The organism is Mycobacterium sp. 852002-50816_SCH5313054-b (genome assembly GCF_001667185.1).
Classification (GTDB): domain Bacteria; phylum Actinomycetota; class Actinomycetes; order Mycobacteriales; family Mycobacteriaceae; genus Mycobacterium.
Genome location: NZ_LZIC01000041.1, coordinates 22,219 through 43,168 on the forward strand (window position 1 = coordinate 22,219; position 20,950 = coordinate 43,168).

The 20,950-nt window shown below is 69.6% G+C and carries 24 protein-coding genes; 11 read left to right on the plus strand and 13 right to left on the minus strand.

All coding sequences use genetic code 11. The features are described 5' to 3' along the window. Nucleotides 1–57 precede the first annotated feature (57 nt). Nucleotides 58–423: a DUF952 domain-containing protein gene (locus A5787_RS07995; RefSeq protein WP_066964244.1), complete on the plus strand. Its 366-nt coding sequence runs from the start codon at nucleotides 58–60 to the stop codon at nucleotides 421–423. Here the strand turns inward: A5787_RS07995 and A5787_RS08000 are convergent. Further along, complete coding sequence (locus A5787_RS08000; protein ID WP_066964246.1) at nucleotides 369–785, minus strand: RidA family protein; 417 nt, start codon at nucleotides 783–785, stop codon at nucleotides 369–371. The two genes, A5787_RS07995 and A5787_RS08000, sit on opposite strands and share 55 nt — an antisense overlap. A gap of 91 nt (nucleotides 786–876) precedes the next feature. Here A5787_RS08000 and A5787_RS08005 point away from each other — a divergent pair, with 91 nt between their 5' ends. Then, on the plus strand, nucleotides 877–1,299 hold the full coding sequence (locus tag A5787_RS08005) for a nuclear transport factor 2 family protein (protein WP_197506985.1): 423 nt from the start codon (nucleotides 877–879) through the stop codon (nucleotides 1,297–1,299). Between the two features lie 3 nt (nucleotides 1,300–1,302). Here A5787_RS08005 and A5787_RS08010 read toward each other — a convergent pair whose 3' ends face one another. Both A5787_RS08010 and ppgK read right to left on the minus strand, forming a co-directional pair. Beyond that, nucleotides 1,303–2,862 carry an RNA polymerase sigma factor gene (locus tag A5787_RS08010; protein ID WP_082977118.1) on the minus strand — a complete coding sequence of 520 codons (1,560 nt, stop codon included), beginning with the start codon at nucleotides 2,860–2,862 and terminating at the stop codon, nucleotides 1,303–1,305. Nucleotides 2,863–3,040: 178 nt separating this feature from the next. Then, on the minus strand, nucleotides 3,041–3,847 hold the full coding sequence (gene ppgK / locus A5787_RS08015) for a polyphosphate--glucose phosphotransferase (RefSeq protein ID WP_066964255.1): 807 nt from the start codon (nucleotides 3,845–3,847) through the stop codon (nucleotides 3,041–3,043). Nucleotides 3,848–3,960: 113 nt separating this feature from the next. On the opposite strand from ppgK, the gene A5787_RS08020 reads away from it, so the two are divergent. After that, entirely contained in the window at nucleotides 3,961–4,845 is an 885-nt protein-coding gene (locus A5787_RS08020; protein ID WP_066964258.1) for an inositol monophosphatase family protein, read from the plus strand. A gap of 7 nt (nucleotides 4,846–4,852) precedes the next feature. Here the strand turns inward: A5787_RS08020 and cei are convergent, their stop codons facing one another. Next, entirely contained in the window at nucleotides 4,853–5,503 is a 651-nt protein-coding gene (cei, locus tag A5787_RS08025; protein ID WP_066964261.1) for an envelope integrity protein Cei, read from the minus strand. A 181-nt stretch (nucleotides 5,504–5,684) separates the two neighbouring features. Here cei and A5787_RS08030 point away from each other — a divergent pair, with 181 nt between their 5' ends. Further along, a complete protein-coding gene (locus A5787_RS08030; RefSeq protein ID WP_066964264.1) occupies nucleotides 5,685–5,987 on the plus strand; it encodes a DUF4193 domain-containing protein in 303 nt (100 codons plus the stop codon). A gap of 4 nt (nucleotides 5,988–5,991) precedes the next feature. Here A5787_RS08030 and A5787_RS08035 read toward each other — a convergent pair whose 3' ends face one another. Continuing rightward, nucleotides 5,992–6,477 carry a DUF3093 domain-containing protein gene (locus tag A5787_RS08035; RefSeq protein WP_066964267.1) on the minus strand — a complete coding sequence of 162 codons (486 nt, stop codon included), beginning with the start codon at nucleotides 6,475–6,477 and terminating at the stop codon, nucleotides 5,992–5,994. Nucleotides 6,478–6,502: 25 nt separating this feature from the next. Here A5787_RS08035 and dut point away from each other — a divergent pair, with 25 nt between their 5' ends. Both dut and A5787_RS08045 read left to right on the plus strand, forming a co-directional pair. Then, nucleotides 6,503–6,979, plus strand: coding sequence for a dUTP diphosphatase (gene dut, locus A5787_RS08040; protein WP_066964270.1), 477 nt, complete (start codon nucleotides 6,503–6,505; stop codon nucleotides 6,977–6,979). After that, a complete protein-coding gene (locus A5787_RS08045) occupies nucleotides 6,979–7,722 on the plus strand; it encodes a DUF3710 domain-containing protein (protein ID WP_066964273.1) in 744 nt (247 codons plus the stop codon). The genes dut and A5787_RS08045 overlap by 1 nt, the downstream gene beginning before the upstream one ends. Nucleotides 7,723–7,725: 3 nt before the next feature. Here A5787_RS08045 and A5787_RS08050 read toward each other — a convergent pair whose 3' ends face one another. Continuing rightward, a complete protein-coding gene (locus tag A5787_RS08050) occupies nucleotides 7,726–8,424 on the minus strand; it encodes a hypothetical protein (RefSeq protein WP_066964276.1) in 699 nt (232 codons plus the stop codon). Nucleotides 8,425–8,560: 136 nt separating this feature from the next. Here A5787_RS08050 and A5787_RS08055 point away from each other — a divergent pair, with 136 nt between their 5' ends. Together A5787_RS08055 and A5787_RS08060 are read left to right on the plus strand one after the other, a co-directional pair. Further along, a complete protein-coding gene (locus A5787_RS08055) occupies nucleotides 8,561–8,929 on the plus strand; it encodes an OB-fold nucleic acid binding domain-containing protein (RefSeq protein ID WP_066964279.1) in 369 nt (122 codons plus the stop codon). A gap of 14 nt (nucleotides 8,930–8,943) precedes the next feature. Beyond that, nucleotides 8,944–9,603, plus strand: coding sequence for a DUF3159 domain-containing protein (locus tag A5787_RS08060; protein ID WP_066964282.1), 660 nt, complete (start codon nucleotides 8,944–8,946; stop codon nucleotides 9,601–9,603). Here the strand turns inward: A5787_RS08060 and A5787_RS08065 are convergent. Together A5787_RS08065 and A5787_RS08070 are read right to left on the minus strand one after the other, a co-directional pair. Further along, on the minus strand, nucleotides 9,600–10,274 hold the full coding sequence (locus A5787_RS08065; RefSeq protein ID WP_066964285.1) for a TrkA family potassium uptake protein: 675 nt from the start codon (nucleotides 10,272–10,274) through the stop codon (nucleotides 9,600–9,602). The genes A5787_RS08060 and A5787_RS08065 overlap by 4 nt on opposite strands. Then, nucleotides 10,271–10,954 (minus strand): TrkA family potassium uptake protein, encoded by a 684-nt coding sequence (locus A5787_RS08070; RefSeq protein ID WP_066964288.1) that lies wholly within the window; start codon nucleotides 10,952–10,954, stop codon nucleotides 10,271–10,273. The genes A5787_RS08065 and A5787_RS08070 overlap by 4 nt, the downstream gene beginning before the upstream one ends. A 131-nt stretch (nucleotides 10,955–11,085) precedes the next feature. Here A5787_RS08070 and A5787_RS08075 point away from each other — a divergent pair, with 131 nt between their 5' ends. Then, nucleotides 11,086–13,080, plus strand: a complete 1,995-nt coding sequence (locus A5787_RS08075; RefSeq protein WP_066964292.1) for an APC family permease — start codon at nucleotides 11,086–11,088, stop codon at nucleotides 13,078–13,080. Then, on the plus strand, nucleotides 13,077–14,258 hold the full coding sequence (locus A5787_RS08080) for a class I SAM-dependent RNA methyltransferase (RefSeq protein ID WP_066964295.1): 1,182 nt from the start codon (nucleotides 13,077–13,079) through the stop codon (nucleotides 14,256–14,258). Before A5787_RS08075 ends, A5787_RS08080 begins: the two co-directional genes overlap by 4 nt. Nucleotides 14,259–14,265: 7 nt before the next feature. On the opposite strand, the gene A5787_RS08085 is transcribed toward A5787_RS08080, so the two are convergent. Together A5787_RS08085 and A5787_RS08090 are read right to left on the minus strand one after the other, a co-directional pair. Further along, complete coding sequence (locus A5787_RS08085) at nucleotides 14,266–15,555, minus strand: SLC13 family permease (RefSeq protein WP_066964297.1); 1,290 nt, start codon at nucleotides 15,553–15,555, stop codon at nucleotides 14,266–14,268. Between the two features lie 17 nt (nucleotides 15,556–15,572). Next, nucleotides 15,573–16,016 (minus strand): CBS domain-containing protein, encoded by a 444-nt coding sequence (locus tag A5787_RS08090; protein WP_066964637.1) that lies wholly within the window; start codon nucleotides 16,014–16,016, stop codon nucleotides 15,573–15,575. Nucleotides 16,017–16,200: 184 nt separating this feature from the next. Between A5787_RS08090 and dxs the strand changes: the two genes are divergently transcribed. Continuing rightward, nucleotides 16,201–18,114, plus strand: a complete 1,914-nt coding sequence (dxs, locus tag A5787_RS08095; RefSeq protein WP_066964300.1) for a 1-deoxy-D-xylulose-5-phosphate synthase — start codon at nucleotides 16,201–16,203, stop codon at nucleotides 18,112–18,114. Here dxs and A5787_RS08100 read toward each other — a convergent pair. The 3 genes from A5787_RS08100 to A5787_RS08110 form a co-directional block, all read right to left on the minus strand. After that, complete coding sequence (locus A5787_RS08100; protein ID WP_066964304.1) at nucleotides 18,111–19,397, minus strand: ribonuclease D; 1,287 nt, start codon at nucleotides 19,395–19,397, stop codon at nucleotides 18,111–18,113. The two genes, dxs and A5787_RS08100, sit on opposite strands and share 4 nt — an antisense overlap. Before the next feature lies 1 nt (nucleotide 19,398). Beyond that, a complete protein-coding gene (locus A5787_RS08105) occupies nucleotides 19,399–19,935 on the minus strand; it encodes a DUF3000 domain-containing protein (RefSeq protein WP_231993899.1) in 537 nt (178 codons plus the stop codon). 164 nt (nucleotides 19,936–20,099) lie between these two features. Beyond that, entirely contained in the window at nucleotides 20,100–20,906 is an 807-nt protein-coding gene (locus tag A5787_RS08110) for an enoyl-CoA hydratase/isomerase family protein (protein WP_066964309.1), read from the minus strand. Nucleotides 20,907–20,950 lie beyond the last annotated feature (44 nt).

A 20,950-nucleotide genomic window follows, 5' to 3' on the forward strand; every position in this document is an offset into this window, starting at 1 on the left:
GTCGTTTCTCACGAGCCGCAGCGGTTTGTGCGGCGGGCCCGGTTAGGGTGGCCGACTGTGGCCTTCGCTCCCGGCGTCTTAGTGCACTTATGCGGGCGCCAGGAGTGGTCCCGGGCCCGCGATCGCGGCGGAATTTACCCCGGCGCGCCCGGCGCGGAATTCATCCATCTGTCGACGCCCGGTCAGGTGCACCTGCCGGCCAACCGGCTCTACCGCGGCCGCGACGACCTAGTGCTGTTGCACATCGATCCGGCCGTGCTGGACTCACCCGTGCGTTGGGAGCCGGGGGTGGCAACGGATCCGGACTCGATGCTGTTCCCGCATCTGTACGGCCCGCTGCCGGCGAGCGCTGTGGTCGGCGTCACCGACTATCCGCCCGGACCCGACGGCACCTTCGGCCCGGTATCCGGGTCCGCGACGTAGGCGTCGGCCTCGATCTCCACCATCAGCTCGGGTGCGATCAGCGCCGACACCTCCACCATGGTGGCCACCGGCCGTATCTCGCCGAAGATCTCCGCGTGCACCGCCGCAACCTCCGGCCAGCGTGCGATGTCGGTGACGTAGATGCGGGTGCGCACCACATCGGTGAGCGCCGCGCCCGCCTGCTGCAGCGCAATCTCGATGCGGCGCAGGGCGTCTCGCGCCTGCGCGGCGATGTCGCCGGCGGGTCCCGCGCCGGTGGTTCCGGCCACCGCAACGTGGGGGCCGACCCGCACCGCGCGCGAATATCCCACCGCCGACTCGAAGTCGGACCCGGACGAGACCACTATGCGGTTGGCTGGCATGCGGCCACAGTACGACGGCGGCACGGTACGGCACACCCGAATTTGCCTCGACTTGACTTGGGCACCAACGCGTTCGGTTAGCATGCTGTCGATGACCACGCCCGGCATCTCCGAGGACGCGCTGCGCGCACAAGAGGAGTGCTTCACGCGGGCGTTCGCGGCCCGCGATCCGGCGCTCGCGCGCGACCTCTATCGGCCCGACGTGGTGTACGTGAGCCCGACGGTGCGCCTCTTCGATTGGCCCGACCGGATCGACGGCATCGAGCGCACGCTCGAGTTCATCGCGCTCACCATCCGTGGTTGCGACGACATCCGCTACGAGGCGACCGACCTTGCCGTCACGCCCGGCGCCGACGCGGCGTTCGTGCGCGTGCAGTTCGACTGGACCCAGGGCGGGCGGCGCATGCGTTCGACGTACGTGGTCCGCTACCGCTACCGCGACGGCCAGATCGCCCGTCAGGAGCTGTATTACGACCCGAGCGGACGGCTGGAAGTACTCGGCGTCGAGGGCTGAATCTCAGTCGAGGTAGTCGCGCAAGACCTGGGAACGGCTGGGGTGGCGCAGCTTCGACATCGTCTTGGACTCGATCTGGCGGATGCGCTCGCGGGTCACGCCGTACACCTGCCCGATCTCGTCGAGGGTGCGGGGCTGGCCGTCGGTGAGCCCGAAGCGCAGCCGTACTACGCCGGCTTCGCGCTCCGACAGCGTCTCCAGCACGGACTGCAGCTGATCCTGCAGCAGGGTGAACGACACCGCGTCGACGGCCACCACCGCTTCGCTGTCTTCGATGAAGTCGCCGAGCTGGCTGTCGCCCTCGTCGCCGATGGTCTGGTCCAGCGAGATCGGCTCGCGCGCGTACTGCTGGATCTCGAGGACCTTCTCGGGCGTGATGTCCATCTCCTTGGCCAGCTCCTCGGGCGTGGGCTCACGGCCCAGATCCTGAAGCAGCTCGCGCTGGATGCGGCCCAGCTTGTTGATCACCTCGACCATGTGGACCGGGATGCGGATGGTGCGCGCCTGGTCGGCCATGGCCCGGGTGATGGCCTGGCGGATCCACCATGTGGCGTAGGTGGAGAACTTGTAACCCTTTGTGTAGTCGAACTTTTCGACCGCGCGGATCAGGCCCAGGTTGCCTTCCTGGATGAGATCGAGGAACGCCATGCCGCGGCCCGTGTAGCGCTTGGCCAGCGAAACCACCAGCCGCAGGTTGGCTTCCAGGAGATGGTTCTTCGCGCGGTCGCCGTCGCGGCAGATCCACATCATGTCGCGGCGCTGGGCGGCGGGCAGCTTGTCGCCCCGCTCGGCGTGCTCGCTCATCAGCTGCGTGGCGTACAGGCCGGCTTCGATCCGCTTCGCGAGTTCGACCTCTTCCTCCGCGTTGAGCAGCGCCACCTTGCCGATCTGCTTCAGGTACGCGCGAACCGAGTCCGCCGACGCGGTGAGCTCGGCGTCCTTGCGGGCCTGCCGCAGCGCCTCGGACTCGTCCTCGTCCCAGACGAAATCGCCGGAGGCCTTGTCCTTTTCGGACGGCTCGGCGATGTCCTCGTCCTCTTCGACCGGCGTCGCGGCCTTGGCGGCGGGCTTCGCGACCGCGTCCTCCTCGCCGTCGGCGTCGCCCGCCTCGAGTTCGGGGTCCTCGGCTTCGGCGACCACGTCGTCTTCGAGGTCGTCGAGATTGAGTTCCTCGGCGTCGATCTCGAGATCTTCGCCGGGCTCACCCTCGAGGTCGGGTTCGGCGTCGAGTTCCTCGACCGCACCGTCGGTGTCGAGGACCTCCACGTTGCCGTCGGCTTCGTCCGGAGCGGCTTTGGCCGCCTTCGTTCCGCGGGTGGACGGCGCCTTCGCGCCCGGGGCCTTGGCGGGGGTGCGGGTCTTCTTGGTCTCGGCCGCGGCGGCGGGGGCCTCGTGCGCCTTGGTGGCCTTGGTGGCCCGCGGCGCCGTCTTGGTGGCACGTTTCGCGGGGGCGGCGCCGTTGGCGGCCTTCGCGACCGGTCGCTTAGCGGGGGACGACGGAGACTTCGTGGCGGTGCGCTTCACCGGCTGGTCGGTTGCCGCACTTGCCTTGCTCGGTGCCACTTACACCCCTTCGTTTGGACGCACTTTCGTGGGTATGGGCATGGAGAACCGAAAGTGTCTGCTATGTCGAATGTCGGCGTTGATATCGGCGTGTGTGTGTTTGCACGCTTTCAGTCGGGCGGTCGCCGAGCACCATTGTAACGACAGCGGCCGCCCGTACCCGGCTACCGGCCAAAATTCAGTGGGTCACATCCGAAGTGGCCGCCATCGCCGCGCCCACGATGCCGGCGGTGTTCTGCAAGGCGGCGGCCACCACCGGGGTCCGGTTTTCCAGCAGCGGGAGCCACTTGTCGGCCTTGCGGCTGATCCCGCCGCCCGCGATGAACAGGTCCGGCCAGATCGCGTTCTCGATGGCCACCAGCACCCGTGTGACCTGCTTGGTCCACTTTTCGTAGCTCCAGCCGTTGCGCTCCTTGACCGACGATGCCGCCCGCAGTTCGGCCTCCTTGCCGCCCACTTCGAGGTGACCGAACTCGGTGTTGGGTATCAGGGTCCCGTTGTGAATGACCGCGGAGCCGATCCCGGTGCCGAACGTCAGCAGCACCACCAGGCCGGACTGGTTCCTGCCCGCGCCGTAGTGCTCCTCGGCGAGCCCGGCCGCGTCGGCGTCGTTGAGGATCACGACCTCCTGGCCGCCCAGTTCGGCGCTGATGACGTCGCGCGCGTTGGTCCCGATCCAGGCCTTGTCGACGTTGGCGGCCGTCTGCACGACGCCGTGGGTGACGACGCCGGGATAGGTCACCCCCAAAGGACCGGTCCAGTCGAACCCGCGGACGACCTCGGCGATGGTCTTGGCGACGGCCGACGGGGTGGCCGGTTGCGGGGTCAACAGCTTGATCCGTTCGCCGATCAGCAGCCCGGTGTCCATGTCGACGATGCCGCCCTTGATGCCGCTGCCCCCGACGTCGATGCCGAACCCGCGCCGCTGCGGCTTGCCGGTGACCGGTGTGGGTGGCGCGGCCGTGGTCGAGTCGGTGCTGGTCATGGAAACTCCTCGGCGAGAGTTGGCCTGTCCGCCCACCTTAGCCCGGCCGGGCCAGGCGACGACGCCGGTTGCGGGTGTCTGCGGGGTCGTGGCGTCTGTGATGCGATGGACCGGTGACGCGACCCGACAACGACCCCGCGCAGCTGCGTTCGGTGGCCGAAGAACTGGCCGTCGAGGCCGCCGAGTTCGTGCGGCGCCGCCGCGCCGAGGTGTTCGGTGGCCGGGCGGCGAGCCTTTCGGCGGCGGGCAGCGGCGCGGTGCGGTCGAAGACCACCCCGACTGATCCCGTGACCGTGGTCGACACCGAGACCGAGCGGCTACTGCGGGATCGGTTGGCCCAACTGCGCCCGGGTGACCCGATCCTCGGCGAGGAGGGCGGTGGGCCCGCCGGTGCGGGGGGCGCGCCCGCCGGCGCGGTCACCTGGGTGCTCGATCCCATCGACGGCACAGTGAATTTCGTTTACGGCATCCCCGCCTACGCGGTGTCGGTGGGCGCCCAGATCGACGGCGTGTCGGTGGCGGGCGCCGTCGCCGACGTCGTCGGCGGCCGGGTGTATTCGGCCGCGACCGGCCTTGGTGCGCACGTCAGCGACGAGCGGGGGACGGAATCGTTGCAGTGCGCCGCGGTCAACGATTTGTCGATGGCGTTGCTGGGCACCGGTTTTGGCTACTCGCGACGGCGCCGCGTGAGCCAGGCGGCCTTGGTGGCGCAGCTGCTGCCGGTGGTGCGCGACGTCCGCCGCATCGGTTCGGCGGCGCTGGACCTGTGCATGGTCGCGGCGGGCCGGCTGGACGCCTTCTACGAACACGGGCTGCAGGTGTGGGACCGCGCGGCGGGCGCGCTGATCGCGGCCGAGGCAGGGGCCCGCGTGGTGGTGACCGAGCCGGACGGCCCGTCGGGCAGCGCCGGGTTGGTGGTGGCCGCCGCCCCCGGAATCGCCGACGAGCTGCTGGCGGCCCTGGATCGGTTCGGCGGCCTGCAGCCGCTGCCGGAGTGAGCGGGTATCAGCAGCTGCTGGAGTGAATCTTTTGCAGCAGTGCGGGATCCGACGGCTCGGTGGCACCGGGCTTCAGGCTGGCGAGCACCGCATCGACGTCGTCGCTGTGGGCCAGCGCGCTGAACTCGGTGCCGACGGCCAGGTCGACGGAATCGTCGGCGCGGTTGTCGTTGAACAATTCCGTGCACGGCGCCACCAGCCAGACCGCGGCCGCGGTGGCCTGCCCGGCCGTGCCGAAGCGGATCTGCCCTTGGCAGTTCAGCCTGGTGCCGGCGTAAACGGGGTCATTGGCTGCGGTGGGCTGCGCGAAGCCCAGGTCCTTCATGGCGCCGGCGACATCGCCGGCCTGGCCACCGCGACCGCTGGCGTTGAGGACGCGGACCTTGGTGTCGGCGAGTTTGGCGGGGGTGACGTCGGTCATGGCGCTGCGCGACACCTGCTCACCGAGTTGCGGGGCCGTCGACCCGGGCGGCTGCGGCGGCGGGTTGCACACGACGGCCTCGTGCACCTTCGCCGGTCGCGTCAGCGCCACGGTCCACACCACGCCGGTGGCTACCACCAGGAGGGCGAGCACCACGAACGCGGGCCGGGGATTGCGCCGCCGGAATGGTCTACCGTGCTTGTCAAAAGCGGTACCTTCGGTAATCTGTGCGACCACATGTGCACTCTAAAGGCACTGTTTAAGACTCGAGGCAAGTGTCAATCCGCCGGTGTGACGTAAATCACACACTAATGGCGCGCGATACGGGCACGAATCGTTTGGTGGATGCGTTCGACGCTGGTACAAAGCGTTGCTTGGGATAAACGAGGCCTGTTAGAGGGGATGGGGCAGGGGAGATATGCCTACCGACTACGACGCTCCGCGGCGTACCGAGACCGACGACGTCTCGGAAGACTCGCTGGAGGAGCTCAAAGCACGACGCAACGAGGCGGCCTCGGCCGTCGTCGACGTCGACGAATCCGAAACTGCGGAGAATTTCGAACTGCCCGGCGCCGACCTTTCCGGAGAAGAGCTGTCCGTACGCGTCATCCCGAAACAGGCCGACGAGTTCACCTGCTCGAGCTGCTTTTTGGTGCAACACCGCAGCCGTCTCGCCAACGAGAAGAACGGCGTGATGATCTGTACCGACTGCGCAGCCTGATCGGTCAGCTGCGCAATGCCGACAGCACCCGCTCCGGGTGACGGCAGCTCACCAGCCAGTACGGCGTCGGGTCGTCTGGGTCATCGAGGACCACCAGCACCATCGGGCCGACCCATGCCCGGTGCAGCACGTAGGCGGCCGGGTCGAGCTGACGGCCCAGGGCTGCCGACTTTGCCGACGGAGCTATCTCGGCGGACCGGGCGATCACGTTGACCGGTAGATGCGCGTCGCCGGCCCACAGCTCCACCCCGCCCGGGGCGGACGGGTCCGCGGCGACGCGGATCTCGACCCGGCCCAGCCACAGCAGCGCACCGGTGGCCACCACGAACAGCGTTGCGTACGGCAGCCAGTCGGGCAGGGAGCGAACGCCGAGGTTGACTTCGAACGCGATCAGCGCCGCCAGCCCGAAAGCCAGTGGCCACCACCACCATGGCACCCACAGCCGTTCGCGATATCGCACGCTGTGCGGCGCGACGCGCGTTGCAGACACGCGGTCAAGGGTAGTCTGTGGCCCCGTGTCGACCAGTCTGGCCTCGCAAGTCAAAGTTGTCCGCCTCGATCCCGAACTGCCGCTGCCCGCCCGCGCCCACGACGGCGACGCCGGGGTCGATCTTTTCAGCGCCGAAGACGTCGAGTTGGACCCGGGGCGGCGCGCCCTGGTGCGAACGGGCATCGCGGTGGCCATTCCGTTCGGGATGGTGGGTCTGGTGCACCCGCGCTCGGGATTGGCTGCGCGCGTTGGGCTTTCGATCGTCAACAGCCCGGGTACCATCGACGCGGGCTACCGCGGCGAGGTCAAGGTCGCGCTGATCAATCTCGACCCGGACGAGCCGATCGTGGTGCACCGCGGCGACCGGATTGCCCAATTGCTGGTGCAGCGGGTCGAGTTGGTGGAGCTGGTCGAGGTGTCGTCGTTCGACGAGGCCGGGCTGGCCGAAACATCCCGTGGCGACGGTGGTCACGGTTCCTCCGGAGGACATGCGAGTTTGTGATGGCGGCATTCGGTAAGCGCTCAGACAAAGGCGACGGCGACCCCACGGACGACGTCGAGGCCCAGGGTTCCCCCGAGGAGTCCGAAGAGCTCGAGGGTCCGTTCGACATCGACGACTTCGACGATCCCGCGGTGGCCGAACTGGCGCGCCTCGACCTGGGTTCGGTCCTGATTCCCATGCCGGAGGCAGGCCAGCTGCAGGTCGAGCTGACCGAGACCGGCGTGCCCAGCGCGGTGTGGGTCGTCACGCCCAACGGTCGTTTCACGATCGCCGCCTACGCCGCGCCCAAGACGGCCGGCCTGTGGCGCGAGGTGGCCGCCGAGCTCGCCGACTCGCTGCGCAACGACTCGGCCAAGGTCAGCATCAAGGACGGCCCGTGGGGCCGCGAGGTGGTCGGCACCGCCACCGGCGTGGTGCGGTTCATCGGGGTCGACGGCTACCGGTGGATGATCCGCTGCGTGATCAACGGCGCGCACGAAACCATGGAAGCGTTGGAGCAGGAGGCGCGTGCGGCGTTGGCGGACACCGTGGTCCGCCGCGGCGACACCCCGCTGCCGGTGCGGACGCCGTTGCCCGTGCAGCTGCCCGAGCCGATGGCCGAACAGCTGCGGGCGGCCGCGGCCGCGCAGCAGGCCCAGGTGCCGGGGGACCAGCCCCAGGGGGAACAGCCGCCCGAACCGGCCGCGCGCCGCAGCGCCGAGGGATCGGCCATGCAGCAGCTGCGCACCACGACCGGCGGCTGACTCCTACAGCTCGGCGAGGGCGGCCAGGCAGGCCGCGCCCAGCGCGGCGGGGTCCGCGCCGAGCTGATCGAGCGTCACCGTCCGCAGTGCCGCACGCGGCGCGGCGGTGACCCAGTCGACCGCCACCTGCAACGGGTGGATCGGATCATCGACCGCGGCGGCCACCGCCAGCGGCGTGTCCAGCCCGGTCAGGTCCGCGTAGCTGGGCGCGACGTAGGCCGCCGCCTCCTCCATCGCGTCCGGCAACTGCGGCCACTGGGCGCGCCACGACCGGGTCAGCTCGTCGGCCAGCCACGGCGGGCTGGAGGCCCGCATCTGCGTCGTCGTCGCCGCCAGGCCGTCGGCGCGAAGCTGGCACGCCGAATACCGCGCGGCCAGCGCCGCGGGTGCGGTACCGGGAGCGCCGGCCCAGGCGGGCAGCGCGGCCAGGACGGCGACGGCGCGGTCGGGATGGGTCAGGGCCCACGCGGCCGCCACCGCGGCGCCGATCGAGACGCCGCCGACGCCGATCGGGCCTTCGCGCGCGGCGTCGTCCAACGCGGACAGGTAGCCGTCGATCAACCGATCCGGCCGGGGCGGCGGGGCGACCAGCGTGGCGCCGACCTCGCGCAGCGGGTGAGAAAACGCCCGGTAGACGTAGTCGTCGTCGGAGCCGGTGCCCGGCAGCAACACGGTCGCGACGCCCCGCAGATCGACAGCCATCCCTCGATAGTGCCCGGCCCCCGGGAGCGGTCCAACATCACGTTTCATTCGGTTGGCGCCAGGGAACCAACAGGTCTACGGTGTCCGTTGGCATGGAGGAAGCACCGAGGCTTTAACAGCACTGTCAGGAGTGGCCATGGGGGCCCAAGGATATTTGCGCCGGCTCACCCGTCGGTTGACGGAGGACCCGGAGCAGCTCGACTCCGAAGAATTGTCCGACGAAATCGCGAGTACCGGCGCGCAGCGCGCGATCGACTGCGAACGTGGCCAGGAAGTCACCATGGTCGGCACGCTGCGCAGCGTGGAAACGAACGGCAAGGGTTGCTCCGGCGGGGTCCGCGCCGAACTGTTTGACGGCACCGACACCGTCACCCTGGTGTGGTTGGGCCAGCGCCGCATTCCCGGTATCGACTCGGGCCGCACGCTGCGGGTCCGGGGCCGGCTGGGCAAGCTGGACAACGGCACCAAGGCGATCTACAACCCGCACTACGAAATTCAGCGGTGACGTCCCCCCGCCGCATGGGGGGCACGCCCGAGACCACTAACCGCATGAGCCCGGAGCGCCTGCTGGAACAGGTGGGCGGGCTCAGTGGTGTCATCTACTCGTCGCTGCCCGTGGTGATCTTCGTGGCGGTTTCCGGCCTGTCCGGGCTGCTGCCCGCCATCGGCGCCGCGCTGGGCGCGGCCGCGCTGGTCTTGCTGTGGCGCCTGATCCGGCGGGAGTCCACCCAGCCGGCGTTCTCCGGGTTCATCGGCGTCGCCGTCTGCGCGCTGATCGCCTACGCGGTGGGGCAGTCCAAGGGCTACTTCCTGGTGGGCATCTGGATGTCGCTGCTGTGGGCGGTGCTGTTCGCGGCGTCGGTGCTGATCCGTCGGCCGCTCGTCGGCTACGCCTGGAGCTGGGCCACCGGGCGCGATCGCGCCTGGCGCGACGTGCCGCGGGCCGTCTACGCGTTCGACATCGCCTCGCTGTGCTGGGTGCTGGTGTTCGGCGCCCGGTTCGTGGTCCAGCGCATCCTCTACGACGCCGACCAGACCGGTTGGCTGGGCGTGGCCCGCATCGGGATGGGCTGGCCGCTGACGGTGCTGGCCGCGCTGGCGACATTCGCGGCGATCAAGGCCGCGCAGCGCGCGATGCCCGCCGGACAGAGCGCCGGCGCCGACACCGTGACCGACTAGTCGCCGGGCTCGCTGGCCGGCAGCAGCAGCTTCTGCAGCTCCTCTTCGGCTTCGGCGACCGCCACGAAGAGGAGTTCGTCACCGCCCTCGAGCGGCTCGTCGGCCTCCGGCACGATGACGCGCGGGCCGCGCAGGATGGTCACCAGCGTCGCGTCCCGGGGCAGCTGCAACCGGCGCACCGGCTTGCCGCCCCATGGCGTGTCGTCGGGCAGGGTGATCTCGACCAAGTTGGCCTGACCCCGGCGGAATTCCATGAGCCGCACCAGATCACCGACGGCGACGGCCTCCTCGATGAGCGAGGCCAGCATGCGCGGCGTGGACACGGCGACGTCCACCCCCCACGCGTCGGTGAACAGCCATTCGTTGCGGGGATCGTTGACCCGGGCGACCACCCGGGGCACCGCGAACTCGGTCTTGGCCAACAGGCTGAGCACCACGTTGACCTTGTCATCGCCGGTCGCGGCGACCACCACGTCGAAGCCCTCCAGGTGCACCGACTGCAGCAGGCTCAGCTCGCAGGCGTCGCCGAGGCGCCAGTGCGCGGCCGGGATGGCGTCGACGTCGACGTGCTCGGGGTTGCGCTCGATCAGGGTCACGTCGTGGCCGTTGCCGACGAGTTCGCGGGTGACCGATCGGCCGACGGCGCCGGCCCCGGCGACAGCTACCTTCATTTGCGCGGTCCCGACTCGAGGTCCTCAGCCGGGGGCAGCGCCGCGATGGCGACCGCCTCGGCGGCGCGGCCGGATATCGCCGCGATGTAGACCTTATCGCCGGCCTGGATCACGGTCTTCGGTTCGGGCAACACCCCGGTGCCGAACCGGATCAGAAACGCCACCCGCGCGCCGGTGGCCTGCTCCAGGTCGGTGGCCCGGTGCCCCACCCAGTCCTCGTGCAGATCGACCTCGGCCACCGCAACGGTCCCGGTCGGATCGCGCCACTTGGCGGTCTCGCTTTCCCGGGTGAGGGTGTTGAGCAGGCGGTCGGTGGTCCAGGGGACGGTCGCGATCGTCGGGATGCCGAGGCGCTCGTAGACCTCGGCGCGCTTGGCGTCGTAGATCCGGGCCACGACGCGCTGTACGCCGAAGGTCTCCCGCGCCAGCCGGGCCGAGATGATGTTCGAGTTGTCCCCGGACGACACCGCGGCGAAGGCATCGGCCCCCTCGATGCCGGCGCTGAGCAGCACGTCCCGGTCGAATCCCTGGCCCAGCACCCGCTCGCCGGAGAACTCCGGACTCAGCCGGTTGAAGGCGGTGCTGTCGCGGTCGATGACGGCCACGTCGTGGCCGATGCGGGAGAGCGCGTCGGCCAGCGAAGAGCCCACCCGCCCGCAACCCATCACAACCACGCGCACTTGGGGTCCTCTCGGCTGCGTCCTGCGCTGTTCAATCGGCAACCCGGGGCTGGCCAGCCGATTCGGTCCGTCCGCGAACATTCTTGCCTACGAAACGCTAGCAAGCCCGGGTGGGCTTACTCTTGGCTCTCGTGTCCAAACTTTCGACCGCTGCGCGCCGGGTGCTCATCGGCCGGCCGCAACGCAGCGACCGGCTGAGTCACACCCTGCTGCCCAAGCGGATCGCCTTGCCGGTGTTCGCCTCCGACGCGCTGTCCTCGGTGGCCTACGCGCCCGAGGAAGTCTTCCTGATGCTCTCGGTGGCGGGGGTGAGCGCGTACGCGCTGACGCCGTGGATCGGCCTGGCCGTGGCCGCGGTCATGTTGGTCGTGGTGGCCAGCTACCGGCAGAACGTGCACGCCTATCCGTCGGGCGGCGGCGACTACGAGGTGGTCACCACCAACCTCGGCGATACCGCGGGCCTCGTGGTGGCCAGCGCCCTGATGGTGGATTACGTTCTCACCGTTGCCGTTTCGACGGCGTCGGCGATGTCGAACATCGGCTCGGCGATCCCGATCGTCGCGCACAACAAGGTGTGGTTCTGTGTCGCCGCGATCCTGTTGGTGATGGCGTTGAACCTGCGCGGGGTCCGCGAGTCCGGGCTGGCGTTCGCCATTCCGACCTACGCGTTCATCGTCGGCGTGCTGGTCATGATCGGCTGGGGCTTGTTCCGGATCTTCGTGCTGGGCAACCCGCTACGCGCGGAATCGGCCGGTTTCGAGATGCACGCCGAGCACGGCCAGATCGTCGGCTTCGCTTTGGCTTTCCTGGTGGCGCGGTCGTTCTCGTCGGGGTGCGCGGCGCTGACCGGTGTCGAGGCGATCAGCAACGGCGTGCCGGCGTTTCAGAAGCCCAAGTCGCGCAACGCGGCAACGACCCTGCTGATGCTGGGTGGCATCGCGGTGACCCTGCTGATGGGCATCATCGTGCTGGCCGAGAAGATCGGGGTCAAGCTCGTCGAGGATCCCGCGCGCCAGCTGACCGGCGCCCCGCCGAACTACTACCAAAAGACGTTGGTCACGCAGTTGGCGGAGACGGTGTTCGGCAGCTTTCATGTCGGGTTCCTGCTGATCGCCACGGTGACCGCGCTGATCCTGGTGCTCGCCGCCAACACCGCGTTCAACGGGTTCCCCGTGCTCGGCTCGATCCTGGCGCAGCACAGCTACCTTCCGCGCCAATTGCACACCCGCGGTGACAGATTGGCGTTCTCCAACGGAATCCTGTTTCTGTCCGGGGCGGCCCTGTTGGCGATCATCGCGTTCCGTGGCGAGGTCACCGCGCTGATCCAGCTGTACATCGTCGGCGTGTTCATCTCGTTCACGCTGAGCCAGATCGGCATGGTCCGGCACTGGACCCGGTTGCTGCGCACCGAGACCGATCCGCGGGCGCGGGGCAAGATGATGCGCTCGCGGGTGGTCAACACGGTCGGATTGCTGTCCACCGGCGCCGTGCTGCTGGTCGTGCTGGTCACCAAGTTCGCCGCGGGGGCGTGGATCGCCCTGTTCGCGATGAGCTTGCTGTTCATCATCATGAAGATGATCCACCGGCACTACCACACCGTGAGCCGGGAATTGGAGGAGCAGGAGGCGGCCGAGCACGACGTGGTGTTGCCCAGCCGCAATCACGCCTTGGTGCTGGTGTCCAAGCTGCACCTGCCGACCCTGCGCGCGCTGGCCTACGCGCGCGCCACCCGTCCCGACGCGCTCGAGGCCCTCACGGTCAGCGTCGACGACGCCGAAACCCGCGACCTGGTGCACAGGTGGGAGGAAAGCGATATCAGTGTGCCGCTCAAGGTCATTGCGTCGCCGTATCGCGAGATCACCCGGCCCATACTCGATTACGTCAAACGGGTCAGCAAGGAGTCACCGCGCACCGTGGTGACGGTGTTCATCCCCGAGTATGTGGTGGGCCACTGGTGGGAGCAGGTGCTGCACAACCAAAGCGCGCTGCGGCTCAAGGGCAGGTTGCTGTTCATGCCCAATGTGATGGTGACTTCGGTTCCCTGGCAACTGAATTCGTCGGAACGACTCAAGGCCTTCCAACCGCACGCGGCGCCCGGCGACGCCCGTCGCGGCATCTTCGATTGAGCACCGAACTGACGCTGGTCACCGGCCCCCCGGCCAACGGGGGGAGCTGCGTGGCGCACCACGAGGGCCGGGTCGTGTTCGTCCGCTACGCGCTGCCCGGCGAGCGGGTCCGCGTTCGGGTCACCTCCGAGCGCGATTCCTATTGGCACGCCCAGGTTGTCGAGGTGATCGAGCCGTCGGACGACCGCGTCGCGTCGCTGTGCCCTATCGCCGGGCCCGAGGGCGCGGGCTGTTGCGATCTGGCTTTTGCCGCCCCCGAGGCGGGGCGGGCGCTCAAGGCCCACGTCGTGGCCAACCAGCTGTCCCGGCTGGGCGGGCATGACTGGAGCGGCGAGGCGGAGCCGCTTTCCGACGCCGGGCCCGCCGGCTGGCGCACCCGGGTCCGGCTGGAGGTGGGCCAGGACCGTCGGCCCGGCTTCCACCGCTATCACAGCGACGAGTTGGTCACCGACCTGCGTTGCGCGCAGCTGGCGCCCGGCATGCTGGACGGACTTTCCGGGGCCGAGTGGCCCCCGCGGGCGCAGCTGCACGTCGCCTTGGACGACGACGGCGAGCGCCACGTCGTGTGCGCCCTGCGGCGGGGGCGGCGGACGGAGACCACGGTGGTCGAGGGCGGCTACGAGGCGGTGCAGCGGGTGGGCGGGCGCAGCTGGCGGGTACCGGTCACCGCGTTCTGGCAGGCGCATCGGGATGCGGCGCGCGTCTACAGCGGCCTGGTGGTCGACTGGGCGCAACCGGGTGCGGGCATGACCGTGTGGGATCTCTACGGCGGCGCAGGGGTTTTCGCCGCCGCGTTCGGCGACGCGGTGGGGTCCTCGGGGCGGGTGGTGACCGTCGACACCTCGCGCTCGGCGACGCGGGCCGCGCGCGCCGCGCTGGCCGACCTGCCCCAGGTGAGCGTCATCACCGACTCGGTCCGGCGGGCGCTGACGGCGCAACGCGCGAGCGCCGGGGTCGCCGTGCTGGATCCGCCGCGGGCCGGCGCCGGGCGCGAGATCATCGACCTGCTGGCCGCCGCCCAGGTGCCGCGAGTGGTCCACATCGGTTGCGAGGCGGCGTCTTTCGCGCGCGACATCGGCCTCTATCGCGCGCACGGCTACGCCGTCGAGAAGATCAAGGTGTTCGACGCGTTCCCGCTGACCCATCACACCGAATCCGTCGCGCTGCTGACCTGTTAGGGGCGGTTCAGCCAAAGACGAAGTAGCGCAACCAGAGATAGGCCGCGGCCAGCCCGGCGGACATCACGGTGACGATCGCGCCCTTGCGGGTGAATTCCCCGAATGAGATGGGATTGTCGGAGCGCGCGGCGATCCCGAGCACAACGACGTTGGCGCTGGCGCCCACGGCGGTGAGGTTGCCGCCGAAATCGGTGCCGAGCGCAAGCGCCCACCACAGGGCGCCGGGATTGACGTGGTCCCCGAGAGCCGGGACCAAGTCCGCGACGACCGGTGCCATCGTGGCGGCGTACGGAACGTTGTTGACGACCCCGCTGATCACCAGCGACGCGGCCAAGATCACCATGGTGGCCAACAGGGTGTTGCCGCCGGTAGCGGTGATCGCCAGATGCGCCAGTTGCTTGACGACGCCCGTCTTGACGAGCGCCCCGACCATGATGAACAGACCGGCGAAGAACAGCAGCGTCTCCCACTCGACGCTGGACAAGTAATCGTCGTGCTCCAGCCGCGACACCACGATCAGGATGCCTGCCCCCAACATCGCCACGATGGAGGGCGCCATGTGCAGCGCGGAGTGGGCGATGAACGCGGCGAATACTGCCAGCAACACGACGCCGCACGCGATGAGCAACCGGCGATCGCGAATCGCCTCCTTCTCTTCCAACGACATGACGTCGGCGACCCGCTCGGGGTCGACGGCGAAGGAACCACGAAACAGCCGCGGCAGCAATGCGATCAGGACGACCATCACGATGATCACGATGGGTGCCAGATGGATCAGGAAGTCGTTGAAGGTCAGACCGGCCTTGCTGGCGATGATGATATTGGGCGGGTCGCCGATCAACGTCGCCGTCCCGCCGATGTTGGACGCGAACGCCTCGGCCATCAGGAACGGCGCGGCGTTGATCGCCAGCCGATCACACACCAACAGGGTTACCGGGGCGATCAGCAACACCGTGGTGACGTTGTCGAGCAGGGCCGACGCGATGGCGGTGACCAGCACCAGCAGGATCATGACGCGCAGGGGGGAACCGCGGGCACGTTTGGCGGACCAGATCGCGACGTACTCGAACACACCGGTTTGGCGCAGCACGCTGACGATGATCATCATGCCCAGCAGCAAAAAGAGGACGTCCCAGTCGATTCCGGTCTCGTGCGAGTAGAAGACATCATCGGAATTGATGACCGGCAACGCGACGACGATCGCGGCGCCGGTGAGCGCCACCAAGGTCTTGTTGACGCGGTCGCTGGCGATCAGCGCATAGGCGACGACGAATACAACGATCGCGACGACGCTCATCTATTCACCTGTGGGAATCAATGCCGTAGCGCCGCCTCGAGCACACGCGATGCCGTGATCACCCCGATCAACTTGCCGCCCTTGACGACCGCGACGAGCGGGCTTCTCTCGCGCGCCATGAGGGCCGCGACCTCGATGATGGTGTCGTCGGCGTCGGCCGGCGGCACGTCGAGCAGGTGCTCAGGCAGCACGTCACGCACCTTCTTGCCGCTCAATTTCTCCGCGCACCGGTCGGCCGTCGATTCGTTGAGCACCCCGGCCAGCGAGGGATCGTCCTGCACGTAACGGGGCACGATGAAGCGGACGACCTGCGAGGCGGGCAGTACCGCGTAAGGATGCCCCGAGGTATCGGTGACCAAGAGGCCTGGCAGCCGGTGCTCGGCGAGCAACCGGGCGGCGTCCAGCGCGTCCCCGTCGATGCTGACGATCGGAAAATCTTCGGCGATCTGCTCGGCGCGCATAGTGCGAGAATACGGTGGCGCGGTCAACGCGAAGCGGTCGACGGCGATGAGCACGGTGAGCTCCGGGGTCGGGGACAACCAGGGACAACTTGCCGACCAGGCTTCCCGGCACACCGCGGTCCGAGGTTACCAAAGTCTCGTCGCGGACTCTGATCTCCGCGGCGGTGCTGCGTAGACTAACGGGATGCTGGAACAGATCCGCGGGCCCGCTGATCTGCAGTACCTCTCCCAACCGCAGCTCCGGGATCTGGCGACCGAGATTCGCGAGTTCCTGATCCACAAGGTGGCTGCCACCGGGGGGCATCTGGGGCCCAACCTGGGCGTCGTCGAGCTGACGCTCGCGCTGCACCGCGTGTTCGACTCACCGCACGACCCGATCGTCTTCGACACCGGCCACCAGGCCTACGTCCACAAGATGCTGACGGGCCGCTCGCACGACTTCGAGAGCCTGCGCAAAAAGGGCGGCCTGTCGGGGTATCCGTCGCGCGCGGAGAGCGAACACGACTGGGTGGAGTCCAGCCACGCCAGCGCGGCGCTGTCGTACGCCGACGGGCTGGCCAAGGCGTTCGAGCTGAGCGGGCACCGCAACCGGCACGTGGTCGCCGTCGTCGGCGACGGCGCGCTCACCGGCGGCATGTGCTGGGAGGCGCTGAACAACATCGCCGCGTCGCGCCGGCCGGTGATCATCGTCGTCAACGACAACGGCCGCAGCTACGCGCCCACCATCGGCGGGGTCGCCGACCACCTGGCCACGCTGCGGCTGCAGCCGGCCTACGAGCACATGCTGGAACGGGGTCGCGACGCGGTGCGCTCGCTGCCGCTGTTCGGCCAGATCGCCTACCGCTTCATGCACAGCGTCAAGGCCGGCATCAAGGACTCGCTCTCACCGCAGCTGCTGTTCACCGACCTCGGCCTGAAGTACGTCGGCCCGGTCGACGGCCACGACGAGCGCGCGGTGGAGGCCGCGCTGCGCCACGCCCGCGGCTTCGGGCGGCCGGTGATCGTGCACGTCGTCACCCGCAAGGGCATGGGCTACGCGCCGGCCGAGGACGACGAGGCCGAGCAGATGCACTCCTGCGGTGTGATCGACCCGGCCACCGGCCTGGCCACCAAGATCCCCGGCCCGGGCTGGACGGCGACCTTCTCCGACGCGCTCATCGCCTACGCGCGCAAGCGCCGCGACATCGTGGCCATCACCGCCGCGATGCCCGGCCCCACCGGGCTGACCGCGTTCGGGCAACAGTTCCCGGACCGCCTGTTCGACGTCGGCATCGCCGAGCAACACGCGATGACGTCGGCGGCCGGGCTGGCGATGGGCGGCATGCACCCGGTGGTGGCGATCTATTCGACGTTTCTCAACCGGGCCTTCGACCAGATCATGATGGATGTCGCGCTGCACAAGTTGCCCGTCACCATGGTGCTCGACCGGGCCGGGGTCACCGGTTCCGACGGCGCCAGCCACAACGGGATGTGGGACCTGTCGATGCTGAACATCGTGCCCGGCATCCGGGTGGCCGCGCCCCGCGACGCGGCCCGGCTGCGCGAGGAGCTCGGCGAGGCGCTCGACGTCGATGACGGTCCGACGGCGATACGGTTCCCCAAAGGCGATGTGGGCGAGGACATTCCGGCGCTCGAGCGGCGCGACGGTGTGGACGTGCTGGCGGTCCCGGCCGACGGGCTGAACCACGACGTGCTGCTGGTCGGGGTTGGCGCGTTCGCGCCGATGGCCCTGGCTGCGGCCAAGCGGCTGCACAACCAGGGCATCGGGGTGACGGTGATCGACCCGCGCTGGGTGTTGCCGGTGGCCGGCGGCGTGCTCGAGATGGCGGCGCAGCACAAGCTGGTCGTCACCCTCGAGGACAACGGCGTCAACGGCGGGGTGGGGTCGGCGGTGTCGGCGGCGCTGCGGCGCGCCGAGATCGACACGCCCTGCCGCGACGTCGGGCTGCCGCAGCAGTTCTACGACCACGCGTCGCGCGGTGAGGTGCTCGCCGATCTGGGTATGACCGACCAGGACGTGGCCCGCCGTGTCACCGGATGGGTCGCGGCCCTGGGGTCGTCGGTTCCCGAAGCCGAGATCCGGGAGCACCTGGACTAGTCGCCGTCCTCCGGCGGCTGCAACGCCCGGGCCAGCACCGGGTCCACGAGCTCCCGCTGCCACGCGCGCGCCTGTCCGGCGCGCAGGAATTCGTCGACGGCCCCGTCGGGGTCGCGCGCGGCCTGCCAGTCCCAGCACAGCCGCCGCACCAGGTCGGGCGAAACCAGGTTCTCCGTCGGGACGCCGACCCGCTCCGACACGTCCCCCAGCGCCGCGCGGGCCGCTTCCAGGCGTGCCGCGGCCTCCGGTTTGCGCCTGCTCCAGCGCGCCGGCGGCGGCGGCCCGTTCGGCGGTTCGGCGTCCTCCGGCTGATTGCGGCTTTCGCGGGCCGCTTCCAGCGCCCCCAACCACACCGCGGCGCTGCGGCGCTGGTTGCGCCCGCCGAACACCGGCAGCTTGACGAGTTCCTCGACCGTCTTCGGGTCGGCGAGGGCGGCGTCGATGATGGCCGAATCCGGCAGAACGCGTCGGGGCGCGATGTCGCGGCGCTGCGCGATGCGGTCGCGCGCCGTCCACAGTTCGCGCACCGCGGCGAGGCCGCGCCGGTCGCGCACCCGATGGATGCCCGATGTGCGACGCCAGCGGTCCCGTCGTGCGGCCGGGCCCAATTCCCTGACGCCCGCGTTTCGCAGGTAGTCGAATTCCTCTGTGGCCCAACCGGTCTTGCCCTGCCCGGCCAGCACCTCGGAGATCGCCGAGCGCAGCTCGATCAGCAATTCGACGTCCAGGGCCGCGTAGTTGAGCCAATCGGGGGGCAGCGGGCGCTTGGACCAGTCCGCCGCGCCGTGGCCCTTGGCCAACCCGAACCCCAGCAGCCGCTCGACCATGGTGGCCAGGTTCACCCGGTCGAACCCGGCCAGCCGCCCGGCGAGCTCGGTGTCGTACAGGGCGGGGGGCCGCATGCCGACCTCGGCCAGGCACGGCAGGTCCTGATCGGCCGAGTGCAGAATCCACTCGTCGGAGCCCAGCACGTCGGCGACCGGCCGCAGCGCCGTCACCGGGTCGGCGCCGTGGCTGACCGGGTCGATGAGCACCGTGCCGGCGCCCGCCCGCCGGATCTGAATCAGGTAGGCCCGGTTGGAGTAGCGGAAACCCGACGCCCGCTCGGCGTCCACCGCGAACGGTCCGCGCCCACGATCCAGGAGCCGTGCGGCCGCCTCGATCTCACGCACGCTCACGGCGAGATCGGGAACTCCGTCGGCCGGGTGCAGCAGCGGGCAGGGTTCGGGCGGGTCGCTGCCGGGCACGGCGCTGTCGGGCCCGTCGGCCCCAGCTTCGCCCATGTCAGGCGCGTGACCGGGAGCTCAGGTCGGTGACCCCGGTCGGCGGTAGGCCCGCGGCGTGCTCGAGCACTTCGCAGAACGCCTCGACGTGCGCGCCGACTTCGGGGGTGGTCGCCGTCCACGACGCCCGCAGCTCCAGCTGGTGTGCGCGGGGCGGCCCGGAGATGTCGCCGTAGCGCACCGACGTGGTGGCGGTCACGGTGCCGCCCAGCGCGGTGGTGTGTTCGAGGCGCGACTCCAGCGCGTCGACCAGCCAGCTCCACGCCACCTCAGGCAGCAGGGGGTCGACGGCCTCGGTGGGGTCCAGGTCGGCCTGGATGTAGGCGACCAGGCGGATGGTGCCGTCCCAGGCGTCGGCGCCGTCCGGGTCGTACAGCAGGATCAGCCGGCCGAACGCGTCGCCCTCGGATCGCTCCGGGACGATCTCGAGGTCGGGGTGCTTGACCTCGGCCCCCAGCGCGTAGCTGAAGGGCGCCAGGCGCTGCGGCGGTCGGATCGGGCCCAGCTCGATTTCCGGCCGCACGGCGACGGCGTTCATCGCCGCTACCGCCTCGCGGAAGGGGGCCGGTTCAGCTGACGTCACAGCGTTCGACGCTAGACCCATCACCCGACACGCCGAAACAGGCGCGCCGAATTTCGCGCCCGTCGCGACCAAGCCGTTACCAGCGCCGATCGGGGCCCGCACCGGGCCGTCTTGCCTGCTCAGGGCGCGGTTCCCCCGTCGAATCGGGCCGGCCGCTTCTCCCGGTGCGCGGCGAGGCCCTCCCGGACGTCGGGGCCGCCGAAGCTGAGGAATTCCAGGCCGAGCGACGTTTCGAAGGTGGGACCGAACATGCGGTACCAGTAGTTGAGGCTGTGCTTGGTCCAGCGGATGGCGGTTTGCGCGCCCTGGGCCAGGTTCTCGGCGATGCGGGTGGCCGTCGCCAGCACGTCGTCGTCGTCGACGCAGGTGGAGACGAGGCCGATGCGTTCGGCCTCCTCGCCCAGCAGGGTTTCGCAGGTGAGCAGGTAGTACTTGGCCTTGGCCATGCCGACCAGCAGCGGCCAGCAGATCGCGGCGTGGTCGCCCGCGGCCACCCCGAGCTTGGTGTGCCCGTCGATGAACCGCGCGGTGCGGCCCGCGACCGAGATGTCGGCGAGCAGCGCCACCACCAGGCCGGCGCCGACGGCGGGGCCCCGGATCGCCGAGACGACGGGCTTGTCGAAGTTGACCATGTTGAGCACCAGGTCGCGGGCCTCCCGCATGATGCGGATCCGGCCCTCGTAGTCGCCGATGGTTTCGTCGATCAGGTCGAAGCTGCCGCCGGAGGAGAAGGCCTTGCCCTCGCCGCGGACCAGGATGACGCGCACGGCGGGGTCGCGATCGAGCACCGGCCAGACGTCGGCGAGGTCGCGGTGCATCTGCGGCCCGACGGAGTTCAGGCCGGGGGAGTCGAGCACCAGTGTCAGCACGCCGTTTTCTGCGGGTTCGAAGCGAAGGCTGGGAAATTCGTCGTAGCTGATCGGCACGGGCTCGATGTTACGCAAGCGCCGATCGGCACTCGTGGCAGCAT

What these genes read in the sequence shown, in the direction of transcription:
- A5787_RS08000 (WP_066964246.1), bottom strand. Translation starts at nt 785, where the DNA reads ATGCCAGCCAACCGCATAGTGGTCTCGTCCGGGTCCGACTTCGAGTCG.
- A5787_RS08005 (WP_197506985.1), top strand. Translation starts at nt 877, where the DNA reads ATGACCACGCCCGGCATCTCCGAGGACGCGCTGCGCGCACAAGAGGAG.
- ppgK (WP_066964255.1), bottom strand. Translation starts at nt 3,847, where the DNA reads ATGACCAGCACCGACTCGACCACGGCCGCGCCACCCACACCGGTCACC.
- A5787_RS08030 (WP_066964264.1), top strand. Translation starts at nt 5,685, where the DNA reads ATGCCTACCGACTACGACGCTCCGCGGCGTACCGAGACCGACGACGTC.
- A5787_RS08045 (WP_066964273.1), top strand. Translation starts at nt 6,979, where the DNA reads ATGGCGGCATTCGGTAAGCGCTCAGACAAAGGCGACGGCGACCCCACG.
- A5787_RS08050 (WP_066964276.1), bottom strand. Translation starts at nt 8,424, where the DNA reads ATGGCTGTCGATCTGCGGGGCGTCGCGACCGTGTTGCTGCCGGGCACC.
- A5787_RS08055 (WP_066964279.1), top strand. Translation starts at nt 8,561, where the DNA reads ATGGGGGCCCAAGGATATTTGCGCCGGCTCACCCGTCGGTTGACGGAG.
- A5787_RS08060 (WP_066964282.1), top strand. Translation starts at nt 8,944, where the DNA reads ATGGGGGGCACGCCCGAGACCACTAACCGCATGAGCCCGGAGCGCCTG.
- A5787_RS08065 (WP_066964285.1), bottom strand. Translation starts at nt 10,274, where the DNA reads ATGAAGGTAGCTGTCGCCGGGGCCGGCGCCGTCGGCCGATCGGTCACC.
- A5787_RS08085 (WP_066964297.1), bottom strand. Translation starts at nt 15,555, where the DNA reads ATGAGCGTCGTCGCGATCGTTGTATTCGTCGTCGCCTATGCGCTGATC.
- A5787_RS08090 (WP_066964637.1), bottom strand. Translation starts at nt 16,016, where the DNA reads ATGCGCGCCGAGCAGATCGCCGAAGATTTTCCGATCGTCAGCATCGAC.
- dxs (WP_066964300.1), top strand. Translation starts at nt 16,201, where the DNA reads ATGCTGGAACAGATCCGCGGGCCCGCTGATCTGCAGTACCTCTCCCAA.
- A5787_RS08100 (WP_066964304.1), bottom strand. Translation starts at nt 19,397, where the DNA reads ATGGGCGAAGCTGGGGCCGACGGGCCCGACAGCGCCGTGCCCGGCAGC.
- A5787_RS08105 (WP_231993899.1), bottom strand. Translation starts at nt 19,935, where the DNA reads ATGAACGCCGTCGCCGTGCGGCCGGAAATCGAGCTGGGCCCGATCCGA.